This window comes from Maritimimonas rapanae (assembly GCF_057837205.1).
This window is the reverse complement of the sequence record NZ_JBYQFI010000001.1, coordinates 1,969,369-1,995,433: the sequence shown is the minus strand read 5'-3', so window position 1 is coordinate 1,995,433 and position 26,065 is coordinate 1,969,369. Positions and strand designations below refer to the sequence as shown.

At 32.6% G+C, this 26,065-nt stretch carries 28 protein-coding genes; 20 read left to right on the top strand and 8 right to left on the bottom strand.

What is annotated here, in order from left to right; all coding sequences use genetic code 11:
* Nucleotides 1–48 precede the first annotated feature (48 nt).
* The 12 genes from ccoS to AC3IF2_RS09565 all read left to right on the top strand — a co-directional run bounded on the left by ccoS (nt 49) and on the right by AC3IF2_RS09565 (nt 10,486).
* Nucleotides 49–228: a cbb3-type cytochrome oxidase assembly protein CcoS gene (ccoS, locus tag AC3IF2_RS09620; RefSeq protein WP_489166826.1), complete on the top strand. Its 180-nt coding sequence runs from the start codon at nt 49–51 to the stop codon at nt 226–228.
* Between the two features lie 3 nt (nt 229–231).
* On the top strand, nt 232–2,430 hold the full coding sequence (gene ccoN, locus AC3IF2_RS09615; protein ID WP_489166825.1) for a cytochrome-c oxidase, cbb3-type subunit I: 2,199 nt from the start codon (nt 232–234) through the stop codon (nt 2,428–2,430).
* A gap of 2 nt (nt 2,431–2,432) precedes the next feature.
* On the top strand, nt 2,433–2,618 hold the full coding sequence (locus tag AC3IF2_RS09610; RefSeq protein ID WP_489166824.1) for a CcoQ/FixQ family Cbb3-type cytochrome c oxidase assembly chaperone: 186 nt from the start codon (nt 2,433–2,435) through the stop codon (nt 2,616–2,618).
* A complete protein-coding gene (locus AC3IF2_RS09605; protein WP_489166823.1) occupies nt 2,615–3,445 on the top strand; it encodes a cbb3-type cytochrome c oxidase N-terminal domain-containing protein in 831 nt (276 codons plus the stop codon). Before AC3IF2_RS09610 ends, AC3IF2_RS09605 begins: the two co-directional genes overlap by 4 nt.
* An 85-nt stretch (nt 3,446–3,530) precedes the next feature.
* On the top strand, nt 3,531–4,949 hold the full coding sequence (gene ccoG / locus AC3IF2_RS09600) for a cytochrome c oxidase accessory protein CcoG (protein WP_489166822.1): 1,419 nt from the start codon (nt 3,531–3,533) through the stop codon (nt 4,947–4,949).
* A gap of 102 nt (nt 4,950–5,051) precedes the next feature.
* Nucleotides 5,052–5,501, top strand: coding sequence for a FixH family protein (locus AC3IF2_RS09595; RefSeq protein ID WP_489166821.1), 450 nt, complete (start codon nt 5,052–5,054; stop codon nt 5,499–5,501).
* Nucleotides 5,502–6,209, top strand: a complete 708-nt coding sequence (locus tag AC3IF2_RS09590) for a sulfite exporter TauE/SafE family protein (protein WP_489166820.1) — start codon at nt 5,502–5,504, stop codon at nt 6,207–6,209.
* Between the two features lie 28 nt (nt 6,210–6,237).
* The gene (locus AC3IF2_RS09585) at nt 6,238–7,506 is read left to right on the top strand and encodes an acetyl-CoA hydrolase/transferase family protein (RefSeq protein WP_489166819.1); all 1,269 of its coding nucleotides are present in this window, start codon (nt 6,238–6,240) and stop codon (nt 7,504–7,506) included.
* A gap of 126 nt (nt 7,507–7,632) precedes the next feature.
* Complete coding sequence (locus AC3IF2_RS09580; protein ID WP_489166818.1) at nt 7,633–8,286, top strand: OmpW/AlkL family protein; 654 nt, start codon at nt 7,633–7,635, stop codon at nt 8,284–8,286.
* A 116-nt stretch (nt 8,287–8,402) separates the two neighbouring features.
* Nucleotides 8,403–8,972: a Crp/Fnr family transcriptional regulator gene (locus AC3IF2_RS09575; RefSeq protein ID WP_489166817.1), complete on the top strand. Its 570-nt coding sequence runs from the start codon at nt 8,403–8,405 to the stop codon at nt 8,970–8,972.
* A gap of 75 nt (nt 8,973–9,047) precedes the next feature.
* Nucleotides 9,048–9,827 (top strand): sterol desaturase family protein, encoded by a 780-nt coding sequence (locus tag AC3IF2_RS09570; protein ID WP_489166816.1) that lies wholly within the window; start codon nt 9,048–9,050, stop codon nt 9,825–9,827.
* Nucleotides 9,827–10,486 (top strand): class I SAM-dependent methyltransferase, encoded by a 660-nt coding sequence (locus tag AC3IF2_RS09565; RefSeq protein WP_489166815.1) that lies wholly within the window; start codon nt 9,827–9,829, stop codon nt 10,484–10,486. The genes AC3IF2_RS09570 and AC3IF2_RS09565 overlap by 1 nt, the downstream gene beginning before the upstream one ends.
* A 1-nt stretch (nt 10,487) precedes the next feature.
* On the opposite strand, the gene dsrP is transcribed toward AC3IF2_RS09565, so the two are convergent.
* The 6 genes from dsrP to AC3IF2_RS09535 are packed head-to-tail and all read right to left on the bottom strand — an operon-like array spanning nt 10,488 to nt 16,729.
* Nucleotides 10,488–11,708: a sulfate reduction electron transfer complex DsrMKJOP subunit DsrP gene (gene dsrP / locus AC3IF2_RS09560; protein ID WP_489166814.1), complete on the bottom strand. Its 1,221-nt coding sequence runs from the start codon at nt 11,706–11,708 to the stop codon at nt 10,488–10,490.
* A gap of 10 nt (nt 11,709–11,718) precedes the next feature.
* Nucleotides 11,719–12,843 carry a 4Fe-4S dicluster domain-containing protein gene (locus AC3IF2_RS09555; protein WP_489166813.1) on the bottom strand — a complete coding sequence of 375 codons (1,125 nt, stop codon included), beginning with the start codon at nt 12,841–12,843 and terminating at the stop codon, nt 11,719–11,721.
* A 6-nt stretch (nt 12,844–12,849) separates the two neighbouring features.
* Nucleotides 12,850–13,470: a cytochrome c3 family protein gene (locus tag AC3IF2_RS09550; RefSeq protein ID WP_489166812.1), complete on the bottom strand. Its 621-nt coding sequence runs from the start codon at nt 13,468–13,470 to the stop codon at nt 12,850–12,852.
* Entirely contained in the window at nt 13,463–14,155 is a 693-nt protein-coding gene (locus AC3IF2_RS09545; RefSeq protein WP_489166811.1) for a multiheme c-type cytochrome, read from the bottom strand. Before AC3IF2_RS09545 ends, AC3IF2_RS09550 begins: the two co-directional genes overlap by 8 nt.
* 3 nt (nt 14,156–14,158) lie before the next feature.
* Nucleotides 14,159–16,486, bottom strand: coding sequence for a molybdopterin-dependent oxidoreductase (locus AC3IF2_RS09540; protein WP_489166810.1), 2,328 nt, complete (start codon nt 16,484–16,486; stop codon nt 14,159–14,161).
* 3 nt (nt 16,487–16,489) lie between these two features.
* Nucleotides 16,490–16,729, bottom strand: coding sequence for a hypothetical protein (locus AC3IF2_RS09535; RefSeq protein ID WP_489166809.1), 240 nt, complete (start codon nt 16,727–16,729; stop codon nt 16,490–16,492).
* Nucleotides 16,730–16,875: 146 nt separating this feature from the next.
* Here AC3IF2_RS09535 and AC3IF2_RS09530 point away from each other — a divergent pair, with 146 nt between their 5' ends.
* The 8 genes from AC3IF2_RS09530 to AC3IF2_RS09495 all read left to right on the top strand — a co-directional run bounded on the left by AC3IF2_RS09530 (nt 16,876) and on the right by AC3IF2_RS09495 (nt 23,426).
* Nucleotides 16,876–17,316 (top strand): c-type cytochrome, encoded by a 441-nt coding sequence (locus AC3IF2_RS09530; RefSeq protein ID WP_489166808.1) that lies wholly within the window; start codon nt 16,876–16,878, stop codon nt 17,314–17,316.
* 11 nt (nt 17,317–17,327) lie between these two features.
* Nucleotides 17,328–18,668, top strand: coding sequence for a cbb3-type cytochrome c oxidase subunit I (locus tag AC3IF2_RS09525; RefSeq protein WP_489166807.1), 1,341 nt, complete (start codon nt 17,328–17,330; stop codon nt 18,666–18,668).
* 138 nt (nt 18,669–18,806) lie between these two features.
* A complete protein-coding gene (locus AC3IF2_RS09520) occupies nt 18,807–19,631 on the top strand; it encodes a CbbQ/NirQ/NorQ/GpvN family protein (RefSeq protein ID WP_489166806.1) in 825 nt (274 codons plus the stop codon).
* Between the two features lie 3 nt (nt 19,632–19,634).
* A complete protein-coding gene (locus AC3IF2_RS09515; protein ID WP_489166805.1) occupies nt 19,635–21,410 on the top strand; it encodes a nitric oxide reductase activation protein NorD in 1,776 nt (591 codons plus the stop codon).
* Between the two features lie 29 nt (nt 21,411–21,439).
* The gene (locus AC3IF2_RS09510) at nt 21,440–21,907 is read left to right on the top strand and encodes a hypothetical protein (RefSeq protein WP_489166804.1); all 468 of its coding nucleotides are present in this window, start codon (nt 21,440–21,442) and stop codon (nt 21,905–21,907) included.
* Nucleotides 21,900–22,481, top strand: a complete 582-nt coding sequence (locus tag AC3IF2_RS09505) for a cytochrome c oxidase subunit 3 (RefSeq protein WP_489166803.1) — start codon at nt 21,900–21,902, stop codon at nt 22,479–22,481. Before AC3IF2_RS09510 ends, AC3IF2_RS09505 begins: the two co-directional genes overlap by 8 nt.
* A 1-nt stretch (nt 22,482) precedes the next feature.
* A complete protein-coding gene (locus AC3IF2_RS09500; RefSeq protein ID WP_489166802.1) occupies nt 22,483–22,719 on the top strand; it encodes a cytochrome C oxidase subunit IV family protein in 237 nt (78 codons plus the stop codon).
* Between the two features lie 95 nt (nt 22,720–22,814).
* Nucleotides 22,815–23,426, top strand: a complete 612-nt coding sequence (locus tag AC3IF2_RS09495) for a thioredoxin family protein (protein ID WP_489166801.1) — start codon at nt 22,815–22,817, stop codon at nt 23,424–23,426.
* On the opposite strand, the gene AC3IF2_RS09490 is transcribed toward AC3IF2_RS09495, so the two are convergent.
* Entirely contained in the window at nt 23,423–24,631 is a 1,209-nt protein-coding gene (locus tag AC3IF2_RS09490) for a hypothetical protein (protein WP_489166800.1), read from the bottom strand. The genes AC3IF2_RS09495 and AC3IF2_RS09490 overlap by 4 nt on opposite strands.
* A 157-nt stretch (nt 24,632–24,788) precedes the next feature.
* Nucleotides 24,789–26,039 (bottom strand): alginate export family protein, encoded by a 1,251-nt coding sequence (locus tag AC3IF2_RS09485; RefSeq protein ID WP_489166799.1) that lies wholly within the window; start codon nt 26,037–26,039, stop codon nt 24,789–24,791.
* Nucleotides 26,040–26,065 lie beyond the last annotated feature (26 nt).

Below are 26,065 nucleotides of genomic sequence, written 5' to 3'. Positions count from 1 at the left end.
TTTTTTAATTTTCTACTCGCTTAATTTTGTCTATTAATCAGGTATGGTATGGGCGTTATTTATGTATTAATAACCGTTAGTTTAATTATTGCAATTATTTTTTTAGCAGCATTTTTTTTTGCTGTCCGCGGTGGTCAGTACGATGATGCCGTAACTCCCTCTATACGAATGTTATTCGAAAATAAATCAACTAAAAAAGAAACTTCAAAACCTTTAGATAAATCATAATTTATGGAAATGCAACAATTTTATTATGACAACAAGATTGTAAAAAACTTCTTGTATGCAACCATTTTGTGGGGGTTGGTAGGAATGTTAATTGGCTTATTACTAGCCTTTATGTTTCTATTTCCAGACCTAACCAGTGGAATTTCATGGTTAAGTTTTGGTCGTTTACGTCCACTACATACTAATGCAGTAATTTTTGCCTTTGTAGGTAATGCGATCTTTGCAGGTGTTTATTATTCTCTACAGAGATTGCTTAAAGCAAGAATGTATAGTGATCTGTTGAGTAAATTAAACTTTTGGGGCTGGCAATTAATTATTGTGGCGGCTGCAATTACTTTACCATTGGGTTATACCACAAGTAAAGAATATGCTGAATTAGAATGGCCAATAGATATAGCTATTGCATTAGTTTGGGTAATCTTTGGTATTAACATGATTGGTACAATTTTAAAACGTAGAGAGCGTCATTTATATGTGGCTATCTGGTTTTACTTAGCTACGTTTGTTACTGTTGCAGTACTCCATATTTTTAACAGTTTAGAATTACCAGTAAACGGATTAAAAAGTTATTCGGTTTATGCCGGAGTTCAGGATGCCTTAGTGCAATGGTGGTATGGTCATAATGCGGTAGCATTCTTTTTAACAACACCATTTTTAGGATTGATGTATTATTTCATTCCTAAAGCGGCTAACAGGCCTATTTACTCATATAAATTATCTATAGTTCACTTTTGGTCATTAATATTTATTTATATCTGGGCAGGCCCACACCATTTATTATATACTGCTTTACCAGATTGGGCTCAAAATTTAGGAGTTGTATTCTCTATAATGTTATTAATGCCATCTTGGGGAGGTATGATTAACGGGTTGCTAACACTACGAGGCGCCTGGGATAAAGTAAGAACAGATCCAGTATTGAAGTTTATGGTAGTAGCCATTACTGGTTATGGTATGGCAACTTTTGAAGGTCCAATGCTTTCTCTTAAGAGTGTTAATGCCATTGCGCATTTCTCAGATTGGATCATTGCTCACGTACACGTTGGTGCTTTAGCATGGAACGGTTTCTTAACTTTTGGTATGATCTATTGGTTAATACCTAGAATGTTTAAAACAAAACTATATTCTAATAAACTGGCCAACACACATTTTTGGATTGGCACTTTAGGTATTATTTTATATGCATTACCATTATATGTAGCAGGTTTTGTGCAAGCTTCTATGTGGAAACAATTCAATCCAGATGGTACATTAGTTTATGGTAATTTTTTAGAAACGGTTACTCAGATTATGCCAATGTATTGGATGCGTGCTATAGGCGGTACTATGTATATAGTTGGTGCTATAATAATGTTATATAACGTTGTCAAGACTGTGAAATCTGGAAGCAAAGTAGAAGATGAGCATGCAGAAGCTCCTGCTTTAGTAAAAATTAAAAAAGGACGTTTAGTAGGAGAAACTTGGCATCATGCTTTAGAAAGAAAACCAGTTCAATTAACAATTTTTGCAACAATTGCAATACTCATTGGTGGCATAGTACAGATTGTACCAACAATTATGGTGAAATCGAATATTCCTACTATCACAAGTGTAAAACCATATACACCGCTTGAATTAGAAGGTAGAGATCTATACATAAGAGAAGGTTGTGTGGGGTGTCACTCACAAATGATTAGACCATTTAGAAGTGAGGTTGAACGCTATGGAGAATATTCAAAAGCTGGTGAATTTGTATATGATCATCCTTTCTTATGGGGTTCTAAACGAACAGGGCCAGACTTGGCCAGAGAAGGAGGAAAGTACTCAGACAGTTGGCATTTAAATCATATGAATGATCCGCAAAGTACTTCACCAGGATCAATAATGCCTAATTATCAGTGGCTAAGTAAGAATAAGCTTGATATTTCTCAAATAGAGAAGAAGATGAAAGTAATGGTAAAACTAGGTGTACCATATTCTCAAGAAGAAATAGATAATGCACGTACAAGCATGAAAGAGCAGGCATTAGGTATCGAAAAGAACTTATATCAAGATCCTGCATTCGCAGAAAGTTATGAAGCTGCTAAAAAGGATGCAGCATCAAATGGACTTGAATTTACGCCAATGAATGAGCGCGAAATAGTAGCATTAATTGCCTACTTGCAGCGACTAGGTACAGATATTAAAGTAAAAGACGAACAAAAAACAGTTCAAAATAACTAATCATGTTAAAGTTTATAAAACATCATATGGAAAGCATGGAAGGTGTTGCCATATACCCAATGATCTCTTTATTGATCTTTTTTATTTTTTTCGCAGTGTTATTTTGGTGGGTATTCACAGCTAAAAAAGAATATATAAATAAGGTAAGCAATTTACCATTAGATAATGATAATACTTTAGAACTATGAAAAATAAATCAACCCTTGCATTTCTGCGTGTATTAATTGTTTTTGCAATTATTTTTATAATAGTAGAAAGTTTATATAAAACTAGTACAGAACCAGCTTTTATATCTAACCCTTCGGTAGCTTTATTTCTTTTGTTTGTGTTTTTATTACTGATCGGTTTTGAGGCATTTAATATATATGCAAATGATTCTGATGAGTCTTCAGACAATTTAGTTGAAGAAGACAGTGGACTCAAAGGCTTTCTTAAAAGTATGTGGGGTTCTAAGCCTATAGAGCAAGAAAAAGATATTTTATTAGATCATGATTATGATGGAATAAAAGAGTTAGATAATTCTTTACCACCATGGTGGTTATATTCCTTTTACATTTCTATTGTTTTTGCAGTATTATATTTAGGATATTATCATATTCTTGGAGGTAACACGAATGCAGAAAGTTTCGAAGAAGAAATGCGATTAGCGAAAATAGAAGTAGATAATTACAAACGAGCCAATCCTGTCGTGCTAGATGCGAGCAGTATGAGTGGTGCTGATAATTTAGAGGCAGGGAAGAAGATTTTTAAGACTAATTGTGCTGCCTGTCATGCTTTTGATGGTGGTGGAGGTATTGGCCCTAACCTTACTGATGAATACTGGATTTTAGGCGGTGGTGCTGAAAATATTTATAATACAATTTCTGATGGTGGCCGTGACGGTAAAGGTATGATTGCTTGGAAAAATAGTTTGAATGCCGAGAAGATTCAACAAGTTACCAGTTACATATTGAGCTTGAAAGGAGTAACTACTGAAAATCCTAAAGAAAAAGAAGGCGAACTCTGGAAAGAGTAAATATTTATCATTCATAACGTATTGAAGAATCTTTAGTTCTAGAGATTCTTTGTTTAACTCAAAAGGAAAATGAAGTTTGTAAATAATGGGTGAGCAAACAAAAGAAAGCTTTAGAGATTCTATAGGCACTATTGATGATAGCGGTAAGCGTTCATGGATATTTCCTAAAAAACCTAGTGGTAAATTCTATAAGTACCGTACTTATGTAAGCTGGTTTTTATTAGTTTTTCTATTTGCAGCACCTTTTATAAAGGTTAATGGTAATCAGTTTCTATTATTCAATGTTTTAGAACGTCGATTTAATATTTTCGGATTTCCATTTTGGCCTCAAGATTTTCATCTTTTGGTGATTTCAATGATTATTGGCGTAGTCTTTATCACATTATTTACTGTGGTTTATGGGCGGGTATTTTGTGGATGGGTATGTCCACAAACTATCTTTTTAGAAATGCTTTTTAGAAAGATAGAATATGCAATTGATGGAGATAGAGGGGCGCAAATTCGTTTAAAAAAGCAAGATTGGACTCCAGAGAAAATAAGAAAACGTGTATTAAAACATACCGTATTCTTTATCATATCTTTTTTAATTGCAAATGTGTTTTTAGCCTATATAATTGGTAGTGATGCACTATTTGAGATTATTACTGATAATCCAATGAATCATATAAGTGGGTTAATTTCTATTATCATTTTCACATTAGTTTTCTATTTTATTTTCGCTTGGTTTAGAGAGCAGGTTTGTGTGATAGCTTGTCCTTACGGAAGGCTGCAAAGTGTATTATTAGATAATAAATCTATTGTAGTTGCTTATGACTATAAGCGAGGAGAAAAAGAAGCAGGTAGAGCCAAGTTTAAAAAGAATGAAGACAGACCAACCTCTGGTAAAGGTGACTGTATAGATTGCCATCAATGTGTTGATGTATGTCCAACTGGAATAGATATCAGAAACGGAACACAATTAGAATGTGTAAACTGTACAGCTTGTATAGATGCTTGTGATTTTATGATGGAAAAAGTTAACCTCCCGAAAGGATTAATACGATTTGCATCTGAAGATAACATTGCTAAAGAAGAAAAACCAACATTTACAACAAGAATAAAAGCATATACAGGCGTATTGATCATTTTAATTGGTGTTTTAATCGCAATGCTTTTTATGCGTAATGCAGTTGAGGCGACAGTTTTACGATTGCCAGGTCAACTATACACTACTAAAGAAAACAATATAATCAGTAATGTATATACATACAAATTGATTAATAAAACTACCGATGAAATTAATGACGTAACTATAAAATTAATTTCACACGATGGTATAGTAAAATTAGTAGGTGAAGAAGATTTGTCAGTACCAAAGCAAGATTTGTCTGAAGGAACACTATTTATTGAAATACCTAGAGCATCATTAAAAGAGAGTAAAGAAAAAATTAAAATAGGAGTCTATTCAAATGGAGAGCTAGTAGAAACTACAACTACTAATTTTCTAGGACCAAAAAAATATTGACAAGAATTGTCATTCGGCATTTGATGCGGAATCTAGAATATAAAACAAGTTCTCGATATGTTCCTCTGGAATACTCGAACTGACAACTAAAGACAAGAAATTATGAAAATCAATTGGGGAACGGGTATCGTAATAGCATTCATCCTATTTATAGTCTTTATACTCTTTTTTGTTATAAAGGCCAGTACCAATGAAAAATACGATTACGATTTAGTCTCTGATGAGTATTATAAAGATGAACTAAATTATCAAAAAGATATTGATAAATATAAGAATACCAAAGAGCTAGGTGTTAAATTACAATTTAAAAAAACAACAAAAGGAATAGAAATTAGTTTCCCTGAAAATTATCAAACAGAAACTATCAAGGGAAACGTGTCCCTTTATAGACCGTCTAACCAAAGTTTAGATACAGACATCCCATTTGTCTTATCTAAAACTACTACATTACTCATACCTGATAATAAGTTGGTAGGCGGTCGTTGGGACATTAAAATTAGTTGGAGCGAAAATAATAAAGAATACCTCTATAAAAAAGAGTTTGTGTATTAGATGCTATTGTCTGCTATCATATTAGGTTTATTAAGTAGTTTTCACTGTGTTGGCATGTGTGGGCCTATAGCATTTGTATTGCCAATTGACCGAGCTAACAAAACAAAAGGTACTTATCAAACGGTGTTATACCACTTAGGTCGATTATTAGCTTACAGTAGCATTGGTGCTTTATTTGGCCTATTGGGTAGAGGATTGTATTTATCTGGTTTTCAGCAGCGGTTATCTATTTTATTGGGTATTATAATGATAGCCATTGTATTAATACCTGCTAGAATCTTTAATAAATATAATTTCTCAAAGCCCTTGTTTCGTTTAATTGGTCAAGTTAAGTCTAAATTAGGTTTTTATTTAAAACAGAAATCTAACAAAGCAATTTTTACTATTGGTTTTTTTAATGGATTTCTACCATGTGGTATGGTTTATATGGCATTGGTTGGAGCGATTGCTATGTCAGAATTCTATTTGGGTGCCTTGTATATGTTTATTTTTGGTCTTGGCACCATACCCATAATGACACTTGCTATATATTCTAAAAATATTTTTTCAATTAATTTTCGTAAAAAAATCACCAAAGCCATACCAGTATTTGTAATATTAATTGGTTTGTTGTTTATCCTTAGAGGTATGGGTTTAGGCATTCCTTATGTATCTCCTAAAGATGTAAAACTACAAGTACATAATACACCCATTGAGTGTGTAGAATAAATTCAAAAAAAATTATAAATAAGATAAAATGAAAATAGTAGATGCTACTAGTGCGATTAATAATGTAAAATCTGGAGACAGAATATTCTTTCAAGGAGCAGCGATGACCCCAAATGTTTTAATAGATGCTTTATGCGAAAGGTATCAAGAGCTTTCTAATATTGATATTATTCAAGTGCATACTGAAGGGACTGCCAGATATACCGAAGCGCCTTATGATAAGGTGTTTAGACTAACAAGTTGTTTTGTTGGTGGCAATGTCAGAAAATCTGTAAATTCAAATAGAGGTGACTATATCCCTATATTTTTAAGTGAAATTTATCATTTATTTGATGATGGAATATTACCCCTAGATGTCGCTTTTATACAAGTATCTACGCCAGACAGACACGGCTATTGTTCTTTAGGAACATCTGTAGATATTACTTTGCCAGCTTTACGTTCTGCAAAGATGGTCATTGCTCAAATAAATCCACAGGTGCCTAGAACACACGGAGATGGAATCATACATGTAGATAATATTGACTATGCGGTACATGTAGATAAGCCTATCCATAGTACAGAATTAGGAAATCTATCACCTGTAGAGAAAAAGATAGGAGCTTATGTAGCTAATTTAGTAGAAGATGGTGCTACGCTGCAAATGGGTATAGGTAATATACCAAATGCAGTGTTAAATAATCTTACCAATCATAAACGATTAGGTATTCATACCGAAATGTTTTCTGATGGTATTTTGCCATTGGTTGAAAAAGGCGTGATCACTGGAGAAGAAAAAAAGCTTAAAACAGGAAAATTAGTAACCTGTTTTGCCGTTGGTTCAAAAAAACTCTATGACTTTATTGACGATAACCCCATAGTACATTTTAAAGAAGCAGCTTATACCAACGATACCTCACTCATTAAATTAAACCCTAAAGTGACTGCTATTAATAGTGCTATAGAAATAGACTTAACCGGACAAATATGTGCTGATACTATTGGTAAGTATCAATATTCGGGTGTAGGTGGGCAAATGGATTTTATTAGAGGAGCAGCACTCTCAAAAGGAGGGAAGCCAATTTTCGCCATGCCATCTGTAACCAATAAGGGTTTATCTAAAATTACACCTTTTTTAAAACAAGGTGCTGGTGTAACAACCACAAGAGCACATGTACATTATGTGGTTACCGAAAATGGTGTGGCAAATTTATTTGGCAAAAGTTTAAAGCAAAGAGCTAATGCTTTAATTGAGATTGCACACCCAGATTTTCAAGAAGAATTAGAAAAAGCAGCATACGAAAGGTTTAATAAATAAGTCTATTATTTATCTAAACTTATAAGTTTAATTTTTATTGAAAAATACTTTTCATCTATGATAATTATCATAGATGTTTATACTACTTAGAGCTACTTTTATGATATAATTTAAAAATCATATCAAATGAAAAAAACTATAATTTCAATATTAGTTTTGACTATAAGCGCTATTAGTTTTACTTATGCGCAAGAAAAACTAGAAGAGGATAAAGGATTTAGTAATTGGCAATTTAGGTTACGAGGTATAGTTGTTACTCCAGATGAAAGCGCTACAATACAAGGCATTGGTGGTAATGCAGATATTTCTACTGCTGTAGTACCAGAATTAGACATTACTTACTTTTTTGATGAAAATTGGTCAGCAGAATTAATTTTAGCAACAACAAATCATGACGTAAAAGCAGTTGGAACTGCAGTTGGCGATATAGATTTAGGCGATGTTTGGTTATTACCACCAACCTTATTAGGTCAATATCATTTTACGGGTAACGATTTTATACCATATTTAGGCGCTGGTTTAAACTTAACATTGTTCTATGGGGTAGATGAAGGCCCAGTAGCAGATGATGTAGATTATGATACTGCTGTTGGTTTCGCGTTTCAGGGAGGTTTTGATTATATGTTGAATGATAAGTGGTTTCTAAATGTAGACGTAAAAAAAGTATTCTTAAATACTGACGTTACTGTTAATGCTACAACGGCTTTAGGAGCAACTGTTGGTGCTGATGTAGATATCAACCCATGGATATTTGGTTTTGGTTTTGGCCTAAAACTATAATTTAATAACTTATAAATTTATAAAAGCCGTTTGATGTGAGTTCAAACGGTTTTTATTGCATTAAATTTAGTTTAGATTTGTTAGTTTATTACAAGCATATAGCCTAAAACTTGTATATGATGCTATTCTTAGACTTTTACAACTCAGTTTTAAATACATCTATTACCTCTAATAATGACTTGCCATATCCGGTAAGAAAAATTCAATTTCAAAAAGGAGACATTATAACTGAGTATGGTGAAGTTGAGGATGCCATTTATTTTATAAACAATGGTATCGTTGAAATGACGATTAGGAGTTATATGACTGAAAAAGTTATCGACTTCTTTTTTGAAAGCGAATTGGTTTGTGGTTTTACATCCTTTTTAACTCAACTACCTACAGATATACAAATTACAGCATTGATTGATTGTGAAATAGAAATGATAACTAGAGAAGACTTAATGAAAGCATATAACACGTCACTTGATGCAAATAAGTTTGGAAGAATTTTAACAGAACAAGGATATATAAGAAAATCTAATAGAGAGAAAAACCTTTTAACTAAAACGGCAGAAGAAAGATATGCCGAAATGTTTAAAACACATTCACAATACATCTCCTATATACCAGTAAATAAAATTGCAAAATATTTAGGAATACACCCAGAAAGCCTTAGCAGAATTAGAAAAAAGCTAAATTCCTAACATAGGTCAAGTCCATTTTTTAGTTTAAAATTTCAGACACAATTACTTTTGCGATCTAATTAAAAACTAAGATTTATGGAAAATTTATTTTCACAATTACCGAATCCGATAGAGATTCTACTAGACCCTTTATCACTAGCCGTGTTAGCAACTTATGCTTCATTAATAATTTGGGAAGCTATATTTCCGGCTAGAAAACTCCCAAAAGTTAAATATTGGAAGCTAAAAGGATTGATTTCATTCTTCAGTTTCTTTTTTGTTGCTTCTTATTTACCAATGTTAACTGATCCTTTTCTTTCTCAGTATCAATTGATAGACTTAAGTCAATTAGGAATTGTTGCCTCTTCATTAATAGGGCTAATTGTATATGAATTTGGAATATTTGCTTATCATTATTCCATGCACAGATTTGATTTTTTATGGAGAACATTTCATCAGATACATCATAGTGCAGAAAGACTTGATACTTATGGTGCGCTATTTCATAGCCCTTTAGATATGATAGGGTTTACATTACTTGGTAGTATAATATTTGCACTTACTATTGGTTTATCGCCTCAAGCTATCACAGTAGTTTTATTTATAATCAACTTTTTAGCTTTCTTTCAACATGCTAATATAAATACACCACATTGGATAGGATATATTATTCAACGCCCAGAAAGTCATTCTATTCATCATGGTAGAGAAATACATAAGAATAATTATACAGATATACCACTAGTAGATATGATTTTTGGAACGTTTCAAAACCCTAAGACATATCATAGTGCTACTGGTTTTTATGACGGTAGTTCTAATAGATTATTAGAAATGCTTTTGTTTAAAGATGTGTCTTTAAAAAAGGATAAATAATGGATAATTTAAATTTAAAAGCAAGTAAACAATTTAAAAATAACCCAGTTTTAGGACCAATTAATTCATGGATGTTCAAAGTACTTTCAGGTTATATGAATTGGCTTTTCGGAAATTCAAAGAGAAAGTTACTTAAAGACCATCCAGATGTGGTAGTAGAAATTGGCTCTGGATCTGGTGCAAATATGCGATATTTAAAAAAAGGAACTAAACTAGTAGCTATAGAACCTAATATTTATATGCATAAGAACCTTCAAAGGAGTGCTGATAAGTTTGGAATAAATTTAGAAATAAAAGAGCTTACAGGCGAAAGTATAGATTTGCCAGATAATTATTGTGATTTTGTATTATGCACGTTAGTATTATGTACGGTAGATGATCCAATAAAATGTATAAATCAAATCAAACGAATATTAAAGCCTTCAGGAGTTTTTGTTTTTATTGAGCACGTAAAGGCAAAAGAGAATACTATATTGGCCTTTATTCAAAAATTAGCGCATAAACCATGGCATTGGTTTTTCGAAGGTTGTCATACTGATCGAGGAACAAAAGAATTATTAGAGACTAGCGGTTTTAGCAGTTTAGAATTAGAAACATATAATTCATACTCTCCATTTATTCCTATAATTCCTCAAATAAGAGGGAGGGCAATTAAATAAATCATTTTTCTTTATACCTCAATTCCCCAGTTTCAATCTTAATAGCTGTTCGTGCTAAAATAGTAAACACAAAAGCACCTAACGCCCAAATGCCTAAGGTGACGCCAATTTCTATACCTGTTGGTGTGTATTCGGCTATTTTACCATAAGGTCCTGGTATAAACCCTGGTACTATTAGGCCAAAACCTTTTTCTATCCATATCGCTACAAATAGAATAAAGCATGCAAAGAATAATACCTTAAAATTATTACGTAGTTTATGAAAAGTAAGTATAATGGTAGCTAGCACATTTAAAGAAATGGAAGTCCATATCCAAGGTAGAAGCGCAGTTTTACCATCTAAACCAAAGAAAAGGTAGTAGGCACTCTCACTATGATGAGTTGGCGCATAGAATTCTTTAAATAATTCTGAGATCAACATAATTAAATTAATCTGTGCAGCCACAGTAACTACCATAGCCAATTTCTTTAAAGTCTTATCTTCAATTTTAAACTTTGTGTAGGTTCTAATAATAGCCAAAACTAGAATGATCAATGCAGGCCCGGCAGCAAAAGCAGAAGCTAAAAATCGAGGACCTAGTAAGGCATTATTCCAAAACGGACGTGATTGTAGGCCTTGATATAAAAATGCGGTAACCAAGTGAATGGCTACAGCCCAAAATACCGAAATAAGCGCTCCGGGTACATAGACACTTTGCTTCGATTTTTTTCCTTGATAATGTCTAAATAATATATAAAACGGAATGGTAATGTTTAAGAATAGATAGCCATTCAATACAATAACATCCCAGGTAAGCATAGAATTAGGGAAGTTAAAGACACCAATACCTGGTATCATATGCCATAAAACAGAAGGACCACCCATATCTGCTATTACAAATGCCAAACACATAATTAAAGCGGCTACAGCAACTCCTTCACCTATTAAAACAGCTTGTTTAAAATCAATGTCTTTCAGTACATAGGTAGGCATTACGAGCATCACCGCGGCAGCGGCAACACCAACCAAAAAGGTAAAATTAGAAATATACAATCCCCAACTTACACGATCTGTCATACCTGTAACACTTAATCCTTGATCTAGCTGAATGGAATAACAGTACATGCCAACAAGCATAACAAAGGTTAAAAAAGCCATCCAGATATGGTATTTTTTAGAGCCATGAGTAATAATGTCTAAGCTATCTTTAATTAAACTCCAAAAAACTTTAAGTCTTCTCATTATATGCATTTTAATCCATAAAATACCAGAACTTAGGTTCGGTACCTAGGTCTTCTTTTAATCTAAACACTTTTTTATTTGCTAATACCCAGCGAATAGTGCTATCTGGATCTAATAAATTACCAAAAATTCGTGCTCCGGTTGGGCAAGCTTCAACACAAGCAGGATTTTGACCTGCTCTTGAACGTTGTACACAAAATGTGCATTTTTCTACCACACCTTTTTTGCGTAGTCGATTTCCTAGATAGTGCTGATTCTTGTTTACTTCGTTTTCTGGAACTTCAGGTTTACTCCAATTAAATCGGCGACCATCGTAAGGACAAGCGGCCATACAATATCTACAACCAACGCACCAATCATAATCTACTACTACCAATCCGTCTTCCTCACGCCATGTAGCTTGCACAGGGCATACTTCAATGCATGGTGGATTATCACAATGAAAACATTGTGTACCCATATAAAAATGACCTTCTGCAGGAACCTCGTGGTAATAATTATCATCAGCCTCATTAAAATTAAAGCCTTTACCATCTTTCATCTCATGAATACGGATGTACTGCATTTCAGATTTTCGATCTTGATTGTTTTCCTCCACACAGGCATTCACACAATCCATATATCCTTGACATTTTGAAATATTGAATGCATACCCAAATAATACATCTTCCTCAGCATTTTTAGAAGACATACTAATTGTTTTTCCTGTACGTAATTGATAAGAACGAACTAAACGATCTACAGTGGCTTCTTTTTCTTCATCTTCCATCAATTTATAATTGCCCTTAAATTGTTCCTCCCAATCTATTTGTGCTTTTTCTTTAGACTCTTCTCCCGCTACAACACTGCATGAAGTACTTACAGCTCCAGCACCAATCAATAAACTAGCAGTTAGCTTTTTAAAAGCTGAACGCCTACTCATTTTTACATCAAAAACCTGTTCAAAGCCATCCTTTTGTCGTTCTTCACCGATAGAGGCATCTACAGCAGCATCAAAAAACTCTTGATCGCTCAAATTTTTATCTGAATTGCATCCACCTGAAGGATTTCCACAACCACAAGAACCTGAACTTTGATTTTGCTTACGTTTACTATTTAAGTTTAAAGAAAACCATTTTTTTTCTTGACTGCTCATACCTGATTATTTACGTTCTTCAACTTTTTGAGTGTTATATCGTTCTGGCCATTTCGATTCAAAGTGTGGTTTGTGTGGATCATGACAGTTTACACAAGTCATAGAAGCTCGCGGCGGCGCCCAACCACCTATACGTTTACCATGTGCTCCACCTGTCCAATCATTAAATTGTTTTGTATGACACTGGCTGCATAATTGATAACTTTTATTAAAATCTATTTTAACATCGGTTAAACTTTTAAGATGATCCATGTCATTCCCATTATGACAGGTTACACAATTCATAGTATTTAAATTTGCATGATCTAACTTGATGTTCCAATGCGCTTTTTTTAAGTCTTTACTTTGCATATTGGCTAAAGGCTTTGTATGACATTCGGTACATGCATAAGATTTTAATTGCCCTTTTCTATCTGGTATTAGAAATGTTTGTCCGTTTTCGGTTACTTCTAAGGTTTTTATGCCTTCTATAAATTCCTCTGAAGAAATTGATGTACCATGATAATTTTTACTTTCTGCTTCTATTTTATCTGTGATACTATGGTATTCTTCTTCGTGATGTTTACATGATGTCAACAATGCAACTAAGCAAAAAACAGCTATTATTTTAATAAAAAGGTTATTCATTAGTAGTAGCTCTTTTAAAGATTCCTATATCTGTTACTTTTTTAGTATTTAGCACATGACATTGGCGGCAATTAATACGCTCAGGATGTGTTACTCTAATTTCTTTTGGAGCACTCGGGCCTGCATGACAGGATAAACAGTTTTCTCGCATTTGTAATTGATGAGGTATTACCGGAGGGCTACCAGCTAATGCATTGTTAACTCCAACTGAAGGGATAGTTCCTTTTGTGAAATTTGTTCCTTTAAATAATGATTGTGTTTGTTCAGGGACATGACATTGCTTACAGTTGACCATTTCTGGATGGGGAGTAACAGGAGCATATGCATTAAATTTTTCAGCAAATCCACCATTCTCATGGCACTTCAAACAACTATTGCCTCCCATACTTCGCTCATCTGACATTGGATGTGGGATACTTGGCGGCGCACCGTGATAAGCTCTATTGTTATAATAAGTATCCATAGAACGTTGATGATTTTCATCAACAGGCATGTTCATATAATCTAAAGCATATTCAGAACGCTGAAAAACACCTATTTCTGAAGGAATAATTGGCAATTCTTTATCTTTTGTAATCGGTACATAAGCCTCCTCTAAGCCTTCATAATAACTATAATTCCAAACAATAATAAAGGCTAAAAAGAGCAAAACAAATAGTGATATGATACCGAGTCGTTTTTTCATAGCCTATGCTTTTTCAACTTTAACAGCACATTTTTTATAATCGGGTTCCTTAGAGATTGGGCAGAAAGAATCTAATGTAATATCATTAATGAGCATATTTTCATCAAAAAATGGAACAAACACTTGCATTGGTGCTGGTACTCCACGTTGATTTACAGAAGCTGGTAAGGTAATTTTTCCACGTCTTGTGGTTAACTTTACACGATCTCCTGTTTTTATTTGCATACGTTTTGCGTCACCCGGATTCAATTCTACATAAGCTTGCGGCATTGCTTTGTGTAATACAGGAATTCTACGTGTCATCGAGCCTGTATGCCAATGCTCAACTACACGTCCAGTATTTAACCAATATGGATACTCTGCATCTGGTTCCTCTGCAGCAGGCTCATACGGGCGTTGCCAAATAATGGCTTTGCCATCAGGTTTTCCATAAAAATGAAATTCTTCTCCGTTATCACAAGCAGGATCATATTTAGCATTAAATCGCCATTGTGTAGATTTACCATTTACATAGGGCCAAATAGCACCAGATTCTTTTTTAAGAACAGCTAGCGGTGCCATGTTATGCTTTTTTCCTTCATGAAATTTTCGGTATTCGTTATAAATTTCTTCTATATGAGTTTCTTTACTGTAACCAAATTGCTTTTCATATCCTAGTCTTTTTGCTACTTCTACAAGTTGCCAGGTGTCACTCATAGCATCACCAGGCGGTTCTACCATTTGCTCAAAATACTGTGTTCTACGCTCTGAATTACCGTACATACCTTCACGTTCAACCCACATAGCAGATGGCAAAATTACATCTGCGATATCTGTAGTAGGAGTAGGGTAGATATCTGAAACTACAATAAAACGTCCTTCTTTTTTAGCACCATCTCTATAGCGCTTTAACTTTGGCATTGTTACCATTGGGTTGGTTACCTGTATCCACATAAAACGAATATCACCTCTATCTAAAGCTCTAAACATTTCTACGGTATGATAAGTAGGCTTTGGATCTATATTTTCAACGGGCACACCCCATATTTTAGCAGCAAATTCTCTATGTTTTGGATTCATTACTACTCCTTTAGGTAATTTATGAGTTAGTGTACCTACTTCTCTTACTGTACCACAAGCAGATGGCTGTCCTGTTAAAGAAAAAGGACTATTACCAGGAGTAGATATTTTACCAGTTAATAAATGAATATTGTACACTAAGTTATTGATCCATGTACCACGTGTATGTTGATTCATACCCATACACCAAAGTGACATTACTTTTTTATTCGGGTCACCATAATAAGCAGCCATGTATTTAATATCCTTGGCTGATACTCCCGAAATTTTTTCAACTTTTTCTGGCGTATAATCTTCTAAGAATTTTTTGTATTCTTCAAAACTTATTTTCTCAGGTTTATCGGTAAACTTATAGTTATCCTCTAAGCCGTACCCCATATTTGTAAGTCCTTTGCTGAAATTACAGTGCTTTTCTACAAAGGATTTATTAACCCAGCCATTTTTAATAATCTCATAACAAATAGCATTAGCTACAGCCAGATCAGTCTGAGGTAAAAAGAGGATGGACTTATCGGCGGCCATACTTGTACGTGTAGTACGCGTGGCAAAATCTATAATTTTAACACCTCTTCTTAAACGTTGATCTAGCAATCGTGAGAATAAGACAGGATGCATTTCTGCCATATTATTTCCCCAAAGCACAAATACATCAGCATGGTCTATATCTTCATAGCACCCCATAGGTTCATCCATTCCAAATGAGGTTAAAAAACCAGTTACCGCACTAGCCATACACAAACGAGCATTTGCCTCTACATTGTTAGTACCGATACATCCTTTAAATAATTTAGAAGCCACGTAGCCATCTGGTATAGTCCATTGCCCAGATCCATAAATAGAAACAGCATCTTTACCATGATCTTTTATGGTTTCTTTCATTTTAGAAGCTATTAAATCTAATGCTTCTTTCATCGAAGTTTCTACATATTTACCATTCTTTTTAACGAAAGGTTTTGTCAATCTATCTTGACCATACATAGCGATTACAGAATGGTACCCTTTAACACAACATAAACCTTTATTTACAGCAGATTTTGGGTCTCCTTTTACAGCCACTGCTTTTCCATTTTCAACACCAACCAATACGCCACAACCTACACCACAAAAGCGGCATGGTGCTTTTTTCCAATCTAAATTTCCACTATTCGAAATTCCTTTTTCTTGCTCATCAGCAAACAGAATTCCGGGAAACATGGTCGCTGCCGCTGTCATAGCAGACATTATTGCCATTTTCTTTATAAAACTTCGTCTATTTGATATAGAAGTATACATACATTAATTTTTTTGAGGTGTATTAAATCCTGAAACCATTGCTAATAGCTTAAGACTAGTAATAGTTTCTAATTTTTCTTTTACTATCTTTTCTTCTTCCTTATTTTCGGTTTCGGTAACAACAATAAGAATGTCTTTGTTTTTTGCAGGAATAACTTCGCACTGTTTTATGGTAGAAATATCTTTAATTAGCTCCTCTTTTTTGCCTTCATAAGGATGTGCTAAGTAACTTTTTATGAGCATGTTTAGTTAGTTTTTTGCGTAAACAAATTACGTAAAAAAACTGATAATTAAAATATGATAAAAGTCATATTTTATAATATAATTAAAGAGTTATTTTGTTTAAAAGATAAAAAGGTCTTTTTATTTTTAATTTAACCAATTTAATTATGTTATCAAAAAAACAAGCACGAAATTTCTTTCTTGGAGGTACAGTGGTAACGTTTCTTATTTTCATAGGGCTTACCATTTATTCTTTTAGTAAAGAACAGGATCAATCAAATTATGGAGAAATTACCGAACAAGTAGTTCGAGGTAAAGGGTTATGGGAAGCTAATAATTGTATGGGATGCCATACAATATTGGGTGAAGGAGCCTATTATGCACCTGAATTAACCAAGGTGATTGATAGAAGGGGCAAGGGTTACATTAAAGCTGTTTTAATGACACCGGTACCTTGGGAACCTAACGGTAGAAAAATGGTAGCCTATGGATTTTCTGAACAGGAAGCCGAAGATCTTATTGCATTCTTTGACTGGATTGATGATATAGATCTTAACGGATTTGATAGGGTTGTTTCTCCATTAGCAAAAGATAAAATCAATAACTAAACAATAATAACATGAAATATAAATCACAAAAAGTAGCTTATTGGTTTTTTGCATTATCAATGCTACTATTAGTTTTACAATTAGTCTATGGTTTTATAATGGGTTTTGCACGTATTGGACTAGATGGATTACACGATATTATACCGTTTAATACTGCACGTGCAGTACATACTAATCTTTTAGTTGTGTGGCTTTTATCTGGTTTTATGGGTGCAGCCTATTATATTATACCTGAAGAAGCACAAAGAGAATTAGTAAGTGTTAAGTTGGCTTATGTACAATTAATTTCATTGGCATTAGTTGGAGTTGCTGCAATAATAGGGTATCACTTTAATTGGTGGGAAGGACGTAAGTTTTTAGAAATACCCAGACAATTAGATTACTTGGTGGTTGTGAATGTACTCTTATTTTTAGGATTAATACTCATTACCTTATTTAAAGGAAAACGTAGAACAACAACTGCGTTAGTACTCTCTATGGGATTATTATTTGCGGCATTATTGTATATACCTGGTATGCTACCATTTGATAGTCAAGTTATGGATTCATTTTTCCGTTGGTGGGTAGTTCACTTATGGGTTGAAGGTGTTTGGGAATTGATTATGGGTGGTATCCTATCATTCCTATTAATTAAGTTGACTGGTGTAGATAGAGAAGTTATTGAAAAATGGTTATATGTAATTGTAGGGTTAACTTTCTTATCAGGAGTTTTAGGAACTGGACACCACTACTATTATATAGGTGTAAATAAAATTTGGTTAATCGTTGGTGGTATTTTTTCTGCCTTAGAACCTTTAGCTTTCTTGGCAATGGCATTATTTGCAATTAATATGTATCGTAAAGGGGAAAAAAGGCATCCAAATAAATTAGCATTGTATTGGACTTTAGGTGCGGCTATTATTTCCTTTTTAGGAGCTGGTCTTTTAGGTTTTGCACATACATTACCACAAACAAATTTATATACGCACGGTACACTAGTAACTGCAATGCATGGTCACTTAGCATTTTGGGGAGCGTATGCCATGATTGTACTTGCAATTATAAGTTATAGCTTACCAAATATGACAGGCAGAAAATTATATACAAGTTCACGTGGTAGAGCAGCTTTCTGGCTGTCTAATATCGGAATGATAGGTATGACCGTTGCTTTTGGTGTAGCTGGTGTAGTACAAGTGTATTTAGAAAGAAAACACAAGATGGAATTTATGCAAGTACAAAATGAAATTAGTATTCACTTCGTAGTACTCTTAATATGTGCTTCTATTCTTACACTGGGTATTGTTCTGTACATAATAGATTTTATTAAACATGGAAAGCCAACAGATGAGGCTTTAGAAATGAAAACAAATTAACAAAGATAAAATCAATATAATAGGTCTAAAAAGTAATCTAAAATTGGTAAGTTTTACTGGTTCATAAAGTATCAATATTGCTCATACCTGTTAATTCAAATTACTTTATGTGATTGCTTTTTAGATCTTAAATAAAATATGATGCTTAATAAAATAGAAGAAGAAAATACAGCCAAACTTAAGAATGCTACGGTGATCCCTTTTTATAGACCGATAGCAAGAGAAATAGATGTTTTTGAACATGCTTTTAATAGTAAGATTCCTTTCTTATTAAAAGGCCCAACAGGTACTGGTAAATCTAGATTTATTGAGTATATGGCTTATCATATAAAGAAGACCTTAATTACCGTAAGCTGTCATGAAGAAACGTCATCAACAGATCTAATTGGGCGCTATATAATTAAAGGAGCAGAAACTATTTGGTTAGATGGCCCTTTAACAATGGCAGTAAAAACAGGAGCCATTTTATATTTAGATGAGATAGCAGAGGCAAGACCTGATGTAATTGTTGCTATACATTCGCTTACAGATCACAGACGCGAATTATTTATTGATAAATTAGGTGATACTATAAAAGCTCATAAAGATTTTATGTTAGTAGCCTCTTTTAATCCAGGGTATCAACGTGGTTTTAAGGAATTAAAACCCTCAACCAGACAACGTTTTGTGGCTGTTTCATTTAGCTATCCTGAAGCTAAAGCTGAAGCTGATATTATAGTAAAAGAGACTAATATTTCTGAGTCTGATGCAAAAAAACTGGTAAACATTGCCAATAAGATTAGAAACTTAACAGAGTTAGGTTTAACGGAGACGGTTTCAACACGATTATTGGTTGATGCGGCTAAATTAATTCATTCAGGCTTATCAAAAAGATTAGCTGTTCATGTAGCTGTTGTTGAGCCCCTAACAGATGACCTTGAAGTCATAAGTGCTCTAAATGATCTATGTGATTTAATGATTTAAGTTATGTTCGAATTCGAACCAGATGAATATATCTTCACCAAATTTGCTCACTATTTTAAACGTAGAAAAAAGAGTAAAGAGGCTAGTTTAACTTATGCAGTTAACTTAAGTGAGATAAAGCCTAGATTAACCATTTTTGCCAGAGCTATTACTGGAAGTCCGATTGAAATTTTTAATGCTGAAAGAGAAGGAGGGTATAAAAATAACAACTTCTTTTTACCAGCAAAATATGCTGAATTCGAAACGATAGAGGAGAATACTACATTTTATTTGTTTAGGATACTCTATTTAGCAGTCCAAAAGAATTTAGGTTTAAATTGGAATGAAAATAAAGAATATACACTTAAAGAATCGCAAGAAAAATCTCATGAAACTTCAACTAAAGTTTTGAATGAATTATTCAAAGAATTTCCTGTAACAGAAAACTATTATCAAAAGTTCATTTCACATTATACAAAGACATCAAAGAAAAATAGTATGCCAGATTTTTCATTTGTATATGGAAAATGGATGTTAAACACAGTTGAAGAAGATTTACAAGATATACTTGAGAATTTCTCAGAGAAGGTAAAAACTGCAGAACAGGTGCAACCAAAAACAATTTTAAATGCTAAGGCTGTTGAAGAAATTATTTGCGTACAAGTTGATGAAAAACAAGTTGAAGATGCAGTACTGCAACATCAGTTTGAAAAAGTAGAAACGGCCGATGAATTTGGTGGTAACTTTAGAAACATGGATGGTGATGATGATTTAGAAGACCATGCTAATGCTTTGGAAGATCTAAGTATGAAATATACAGTTAGAGTAGATGACACTGCACATTCTGTTTACCAAGCTGATTTTATTGAAAATACCACAATTGCAGAAAGTTCAGATAGAGACGAGAAAGGATATTTTATTGCCTACGATGAATGGGATTATTCGAAGAGTACTTATAAAGAGGATTTTTGTAAAGTGTACCCGAAGACCATTCTTAAAACAGATGTTGATTATTATAAAAGAGCCATTACAGAGAATCGTTCTACTTTATTAGGCTTGCGAAAAATGTTAACAACAGTAAATAATAGGTACCAGCAACTGCGGAGGCAAACACAAGGAGAAGAATTTGATTTAGATGCAATTACTGACTTATTTGTTGATGTAAAGTCAAGACATACACCTTCAGAGAAAATATATTTATCTAAACGTAAAAAGGAAAAAGATTTATCTATTCTATTATTATTAGACAGCAGCCTGTCTAGTGATGGGTATGCAGCAGGAAACAGAGTGATAGATGTAGAAAAGCAAGTCTCTATTTTATTTGGTGAAATATTGAATGAATTCAATATCGACTTTTCTATTGATTGTTTTTATTCTAAGACGAGGAATCATTCAAGTTATATTACTATGAAAGGTTTTGATGACGATTGGAGCAAAGCTAAGTATAAGATAGGTGCCATTGAGCCTAGTGGATATACACGTATAGGCCCAGCACTAAGACATGCCGGTGCTTTACTAGATAAACGTTCTACCAAAAACAAATGGGTGATTCTTATTTCTGATGGTAAGCCAAATGATTATGATCGGTATGAAGGACGTTATGGTATTAACGATATTAAACAAGCTTTGCGAGAATTGAATGAGCGCCAAATAAACTCGTATGCATTAGCTATAGAAGCACAGGCTAAGTACTATTTACCGCAAATGTTTGGTCAGAATCACTATCAGATTTTAACTACACCTGTAGAGTTATTACAATCGCTGGTGAAGTTGTACGAAAGAATTAAGCATCAATCATGAAATAACTGATTGTTTTAATATTGTTGCTAATGACTTCTTGTGCTAAACATGAAAATAGAGTAACTGTAATTTTAGAGAATGGTATTATCAATTCTGAGACAATTAAATCTTTAGAAACACCAGAAAAAGCATTATTACTTTGGTACTTGTATGCTTATGGCAATGCATGTGAAGATTTATCAAAATCAAAATGTCAGATTTTAGAAGAATTAAATATAGAGGATGAATGTGATCAAGAACATTTAAATTTTTTATTGCAATGGTTTTCTACCGATATGTTAGCAGTATACAAGATAAACAAATGCCCTAATATAGCTTCGAATTCTGCTATTCAAAACAGTTTTGACAAGCTTATTTTAACAAGAAAAAGTGATACCCTTTCTATCGATTATAATATCAAGGGATTAAACAATAGTCAAGAAAAGTCTTGGAATATTAATAGAATAGATAAGTATAAAATAAAAGGGAGTACACTAGTCAAAGTTCAGAATGAATAAAATTATTATAAATCATAAAAACATTTACTACCCACCAGGAGGAATTTTATTATGGATTATCATTTATTTAGAATTGTTAACTTTTGGAATAGCATTAGTGATTATGGCATTTTATAGTAAGCAAGAACCTGAAAGCTTTCACTCTTCTAAGTTGCTCTTAAATACTACTTTTGGCATGCTTAATACATTATTTCTTTTAACCAGTGGCTTTTTTATGGTGGTAAGTGTAAAAGAATTGAAAGTAAAAAATGATCAAAAAGCTAAACGATATTTATTATTAACGATACTCTTTGGTATTTTCTTTTTGATATTAAAAACAGTCGAATACGTTGATAAAATTGAAGCGGGACTAACAATGGGGTATAATACTTTTTTTAATTTTTATTGGATGCTTACTTTATTTCATGTAGTTCATGTTATTGTAGGTCTAATAATTTTAGTTTCAGTTTATTTTGGAATAAAAAGAAAAAAGAATGATGCTAACATATTAGATGTAGAAGCAAGTGCAGCTTTTTGGCATATGTGTGACCTTATATGGTTATTACTTTTTCCTGTAATTTATTTGATCATTTAAAATGAATAAAAAAACAACTATAGTCTGGATTTTATTACTTTTAATTTCAGTTGTTTCTGCTATTGTATCTAATATGCAAGGAAAATATATTGCGCTAATAATACTACTATTTGCAGCACTAAAATTCTTCGGGGTTAGCTTTCAATTTATGGAACTTAAAAATGCACATACTTTTTGGAAAAGTCTTCTTATAATCTATTTAGTCATAATTATTACTTTAATACTTATTGTAAGATAAATATTGTTCTGTTAATATAATATATATGATATTTATCATACCTGCTAATAACTTACAAAACTAACTTTGCATAAAAGACAATTAAGAAATATAAAATGAAGGAACTTTTAAAATCTAGCTTAGATATTAGTATGCCATATCAAGCTTATATTGATTTGACAAATAGTTGTGTTGAAAACCAAAAAACTACTGGTAGCGAGCAAACACAAGAACGTATTGAATTTACCAAACTTAATGCTAGTAGAATGCGCCGCTTAAATAAAACTATTAAGTTATCTAATGAAGCAATAGAGGTATTTAAAGATGCTACTAAACAAAATTGGTTGGTGATTACTGAGGCTTGGTGTGGTGATGCTGCTCAAACTTTACCAATTTTAAATAAAGTAGCAGACGTTTCCTCTACTATTGATTTAAAAATTGTGTTACGTGATAATAATCTAGAACTGATGAATGCTTTTTTAACCAATGGAGGACAAGCTATTCCTAAAATTATTATTCTAGATCAAAATTATAATGTATTAAATACTTGGGGAGCACGATCTAAAGTTGCTACACAATTAGTTGTTGACTATAAAAAACAATTTGGCAGTATCGATGCAGAGTTTAAAAAGAACCTTCAGGTTTGGTACAATAAAGATAAAGGAATCTCTATTATTAATGATTTGTTAGAAATAGTTACTGAGATAAAAGACTCAGTAAAAGTCTAATTTTTATTTACTTTTAATTGATAACCAAGAATGCTAGATATAGCTATTAGTAAAATAGAACTTGCAATAACTAAATACATATAATAGTTATCTATTAGATCTAATTTTAACCAAACTACTATTCCTTTATAAAAAATAAGCACTTCTGTTAAAATAAACCCAGCAAGGTAAATAAAGGTGACTTTTTTATTCAACACTATTAATTTAAAATAGTTAAAGAAAGCTAGTAAGGCAACACTAACAATACCCAAAAATATCCAGTGAATATAGCCAATTACAAAATTGATATTTGTTGCTGTAGTGATTGCAAAATATGGTATTGAGCCTAAGAATTGGATAAATAATTTTATTAAAAAAAATAGTGTAACTATTCTAAGTAGCCACAAAAATAAATTCGAATTTCTATCTGTATGATCTAATTTAAAACCATAAAGTTTTTTTAATAGCAAGATAATCGCAAGTAATTGTAATATAGAACCTAAAAAAGAAATTGCATAAATGCTAGCATGTGGTTTCATCCATAATAATGAAATACCAAAAGTTGTTATAACACCAACATTAAAAAGCCAAAAAAACAAATTAAATACTCTTTTGGAAATTATTATGTGCTGTTGTTCTAAGATGTAAAATAATACCCCCATTAAAGCCATAATAAACCAACCATTATATTGAAAATGCAGATAAAAATAAATGGCATTTCTATAGAGGTTAGAATCGTTTCCTGCGGTATTCATAATATAACCTAATGCCCACGGGCCAATGCTCGAAAGAACCATATACCACAACGCCATTCGAATACATTTATAGGAGTTTGTCTTCTTTTCATCGTTTAAAGTATACTTTAAAAATAGCCAAGTAAATATGTAAGAAGCAAATAGAAAGAGTGTAGAGAAAATGATTGAAAATAGAGCGTACCCCGTAAAAGGAAAGGTAACTAACATGCCTATTATGGTTAACTGAGTGCCCCAAAATAATGTTTGATATTTTTTCTCTATGGAACTTTTGGGTAAATATAATTTGTAAATAAGTGTAGTTAGCGCTGTATAAGCCCATCCTAACAATGCTATATGTGAGTGTGTATGTACTAAATATTTATAGTTTGCAGGAATATCCACTAACTGAAACAAACGTAATAGTACACCTAACAAAGCAATAAAAAGAAAATAGGAGAGCGCTATGAGGCTGTGTCTTTTTAAAAAATTCATCAACTAAAAATGTATTTAAAAGTACTTCTTTCAGATAAATTGTTTGAAGATATTGCTAAAAAATGGAGTACTCATTAATTTGAATACTCCATTTTCTCATTAACAAATAAAACCTATTATTTCACTAAATTAAATTTTATAACAAATTAATTATCAACTAGTTGTTATTGCTCTGAAAAAGGGTAGGCTTAATAATTAGCATTACCCATCCCCAGTTATTTGTGTTATCGTCTGTATTACCTTTAAGTATTTCCATGCCATCTGATGCAAAAAGGTGCGAATATCCGACTTTTACTGTAACAAATTTTTGAACTTTGTATGAATAAACTAAGTCTAATTCATTACCTAATTGCTTTTCACTAAAATCTGCAGCCGCAGAAAAATTATGAAGCGCAATATTTAAGTTTGACTTTTTATTAAATTTAAAATTAGCATTAGCATGAATATCTAATAAGCCTACATTGTTTATGTGATTACCTACATAGAAATAATCCATCAATCCATTAAATTTATGGTTGGTGCCATAAAATGGTGTAAAGGCATTGTTGTCTCCATTTGTAGGAGCTCCATCATCATTACCACTTTGTAATTCTAACCCCAAGCCAAGTTTTGTATTATCTGATGCTTGAAATACTGCTTCTAAACCTAACAAATAGGCACTTAGATTATTATTCATTCTATCATTTCCGAATTGGTAGTATAGATTTCCAGTTAAGGCAAACTTTTCTTCACCATATTTTAAATGTGTGCCAATAGTTTGACTATATCTAGTTTCATTATTGTTTGAATTAAGCTGGTCAATATACTGAAGACCATTATTTAAAAACAAGAAACTGCCTAAAAAATTATCCCACTTTTTGTGAAGCCAAGCATATTGAAATGCTTTATAAGTATTTGTAGTTAATGTAGTGCCTACCAATGACTCACCGTCTTGGTTAAAGGCAAAACCAAAATCCATTTTAAAATTATCTTTTGTATATTTTAATAATGCTACATCATGGCTTCTTGCTTGCTGCGCCCACCCAACGTTACCAAAAAATCGACTGTCATCATAAATTATTTCTTGACGACCAGCTTTGATAGCAAAGTTATCGCTTAAAGATAATTGCGCCCATGCTTGTTGAATTACAAGACCATTGTTATCTGAAGTATTTAATTGTGGAACATCACCCCAAACCCTAACATCTTGTATACTTAAATAGAAATCTAGTTTTTCCATTTTATAGCCAGCATTCAATCGTGTTCGTTGAGAAACAAAAGCTGCAGGATCAACATTGTCTGGAAAAAGTGTTTTAAAGCCATGTCTATATTCAAAACGTGGTCTTATTTCTGCGTCAATTTTTAATTGAGCATAACTTGAAGCTATAGTTAAAACAAAAATAAAAACTAATAATCTATTTGATTTCATAATAATATAATATTAAAAATAGGTGG

Bases quoted from the DNA above. Each gene is read 5' to 3' on its own strand.
- ccoS (WP_489166826.1), top strand. From the start codon at position 49: ATGGGCGTTATTTATGTATTAATAACCGTTAGTTTAATTATTGCAATT.
- ccoN (WP_489166825.1), top strand. From the start codon at position 232: ATGGAAATGCAACAATTTTATTATGACAACAAGATTGTAAAAAACTTC.
- AC3IF2_RS09610 (WP_489166824.1), top strand. From the start codon at position 2,433: ATGTTAAAGTTTATAAAACATCATATGGAAAGCATGGAAGGTGTTGCC.
- AC3IF2_RS09605 (WP_489166823.1), top strand. From the start codon at position 2,615: ATGAAAAATAAATCAACCCTTGCATTTCTGCGTGTATTAATTGTTTTT.
- ccoG (WP_489166822.1), top strand. From the start codon at position 3,531: ATGGGTGAGCAAACAAAAGAAAGCTTTAGAGATTCTATAGGCACTATT.
- AC3IF2_RS09595 (WP_489166821.1), top strand. From the start codon at position 5,052: ATGAAAATCAATTGGGGAACGGGTATCGTAATAGCATTCATCCTATTT.
- AC3IF2_RS09590 (WP_489166820.1), top strand. From the start codon at position 5,502: ATGCTATTGTCTGCTATCATATTAGGTTTATTAAGTAGTTTTCACTGT.
- AC3IF2_RS09585 (WP_489166819.1), top strand. From the start codon at position 6,238: ATGAAAATAGTAGATGCTACTAGTGCGATTAATAATGTAAAATCTGGA.
- AC3IF2_RS09580 (WP_489166818.1), top strand. From the start codon at position 7,633: ATGAAAAAAACTATAATTTCAATATTAGTTTTGACTATAAGCGCTATT.
- AC3IF2_RS09575 (WP_489166817.1), top strand. From the start codon at position 8,403: ATGATGCTATTCTTAGACTTTTACAACTCAGTTTTAAATACATCTATT.
- AC3IF2_RS09570 (WP_489166816.1), top strand. From the start codon at position 9,048: ATGGAAAATTTATTTTCACAATTACCGAATCCGATAGAGATTCTACTA.
- AC3IF2_RS09565 (WP_489166815.1), top strand. From the start codon at position 9,827: ATGGATAATTTAAATTTAAAAGCAAGTAAACAATTTAAAAATAACCCA.
- dsrP (WP_489166814.1), bottom strand. From the start codon at position 11,708: ATGAGAAGACTTAAAGTTTTTTGGAGTTTAATTAAAGATAGCTTAGAC.
- AC3IF2_RS09555 (WP_489166813.1), bottom strand. From the start codon at position 12,843: ATGAGCAGTCAAGAAAAAAAATGGTTTTCTTTAAACTTAAATAGTAAA.
- AC3IF2_RS09550 (WP_489166812.1), bottom strand. From the start codon at position 13,470: ATGAATAACCTTTTTATTAAAATAATAGCTGTTTTTTGCTTAGTTGCA.
- AC3IF2_RS09545 (WP_489166811.1), bottom strand. From the start codon at position 14,155: ATGAAAAAACGACTCGGTATCATATCACTATTTGTTTTGCTCTTTTTA.
- AC3IF2_RS09540 (WP_489166810.1), bottom strand. From the start codon at position 16,486: ATGTATACTTCTATATCAAATAGACGAAGTTTTATAAAGAAAATGGCA.
- AC3IF2_RS09535 (WP_489166809.1), bottom strand. From the start codon at position 16,729: ATGCTCATAAAAAGTTACTTAGCACATCCTTATGAAGGCAAAAAAGAG.
- AC3IF2_RS09530 (WP_489166808.1), top strand. From the start codon at position 16,876: ATGTTATCAAAAAAACAAGCACGAAATTTCTTTCTTGGAGGTACAGTG.
- AC3IF2_RS09525 (WP_489166807.1), top strand. From the start codon at position 17,328: ATGAAATATAAATCACAAAAAGTAGCTTATTGGTTTTTTGCATTATCA.
- AC3IF2_RS09520 (WP_489166806.1), top strand. From the start codon at position 18,807: ATGATGCTTAATAAAATAGAAGAAGAAAATACAGCCAAACTTAAGAAT.
- AC3IF2_RS09515 (WP_489166805.1), top strand. From the start codon at position 19,635: ATGTTCGAATTCGAACCAGATGAATATATCTTCACCAAATTTGCTCAC.
- AC3IF2_RS09510 (WP_489166804.1), top strand. From the start codon at position 21,440: ATGACTTCTTGTGCTAAACATGAAAATAGAGTAACTGTAATTTTAGAG.
- AC3IF2_RS09505 (WP_489166803.1), top strand. From the start codon at position 21,900: ATGAATAAAATTATTATAAATCATAAAAACATTTACTACCCACCAGGA.
- AC3IF2_RS09500 (WP_489166802.1), top strand. From the start codon at position 22,483: ATGAATAAAAAAACAACTATAGTCTGGATTTTATTACTTTTAATTTCA.
- AC3IF2_RS09495 (WP_489166801.1), top strand. From the start codon at position 22,815: ATGAAGGAACTTTTAAAATCTAGCTTAGATATTAGTATGCCATATCAA.
- AC3IF2_RS09490 (WP_489166800.1), bottom strand. From the start codon at position 24,631: ATGAATTTTTTAAAAAGACACAGCCTCATAGCGCTCTCCTATTTTCTT.
- AC3IF2_RS09485 (WP_489166799.1), bottom strand. From the start codon at position 26,039: ATGAAATCAAATAGATTATTAGTTTTTATTTTTGTTTTAACTATAGCT.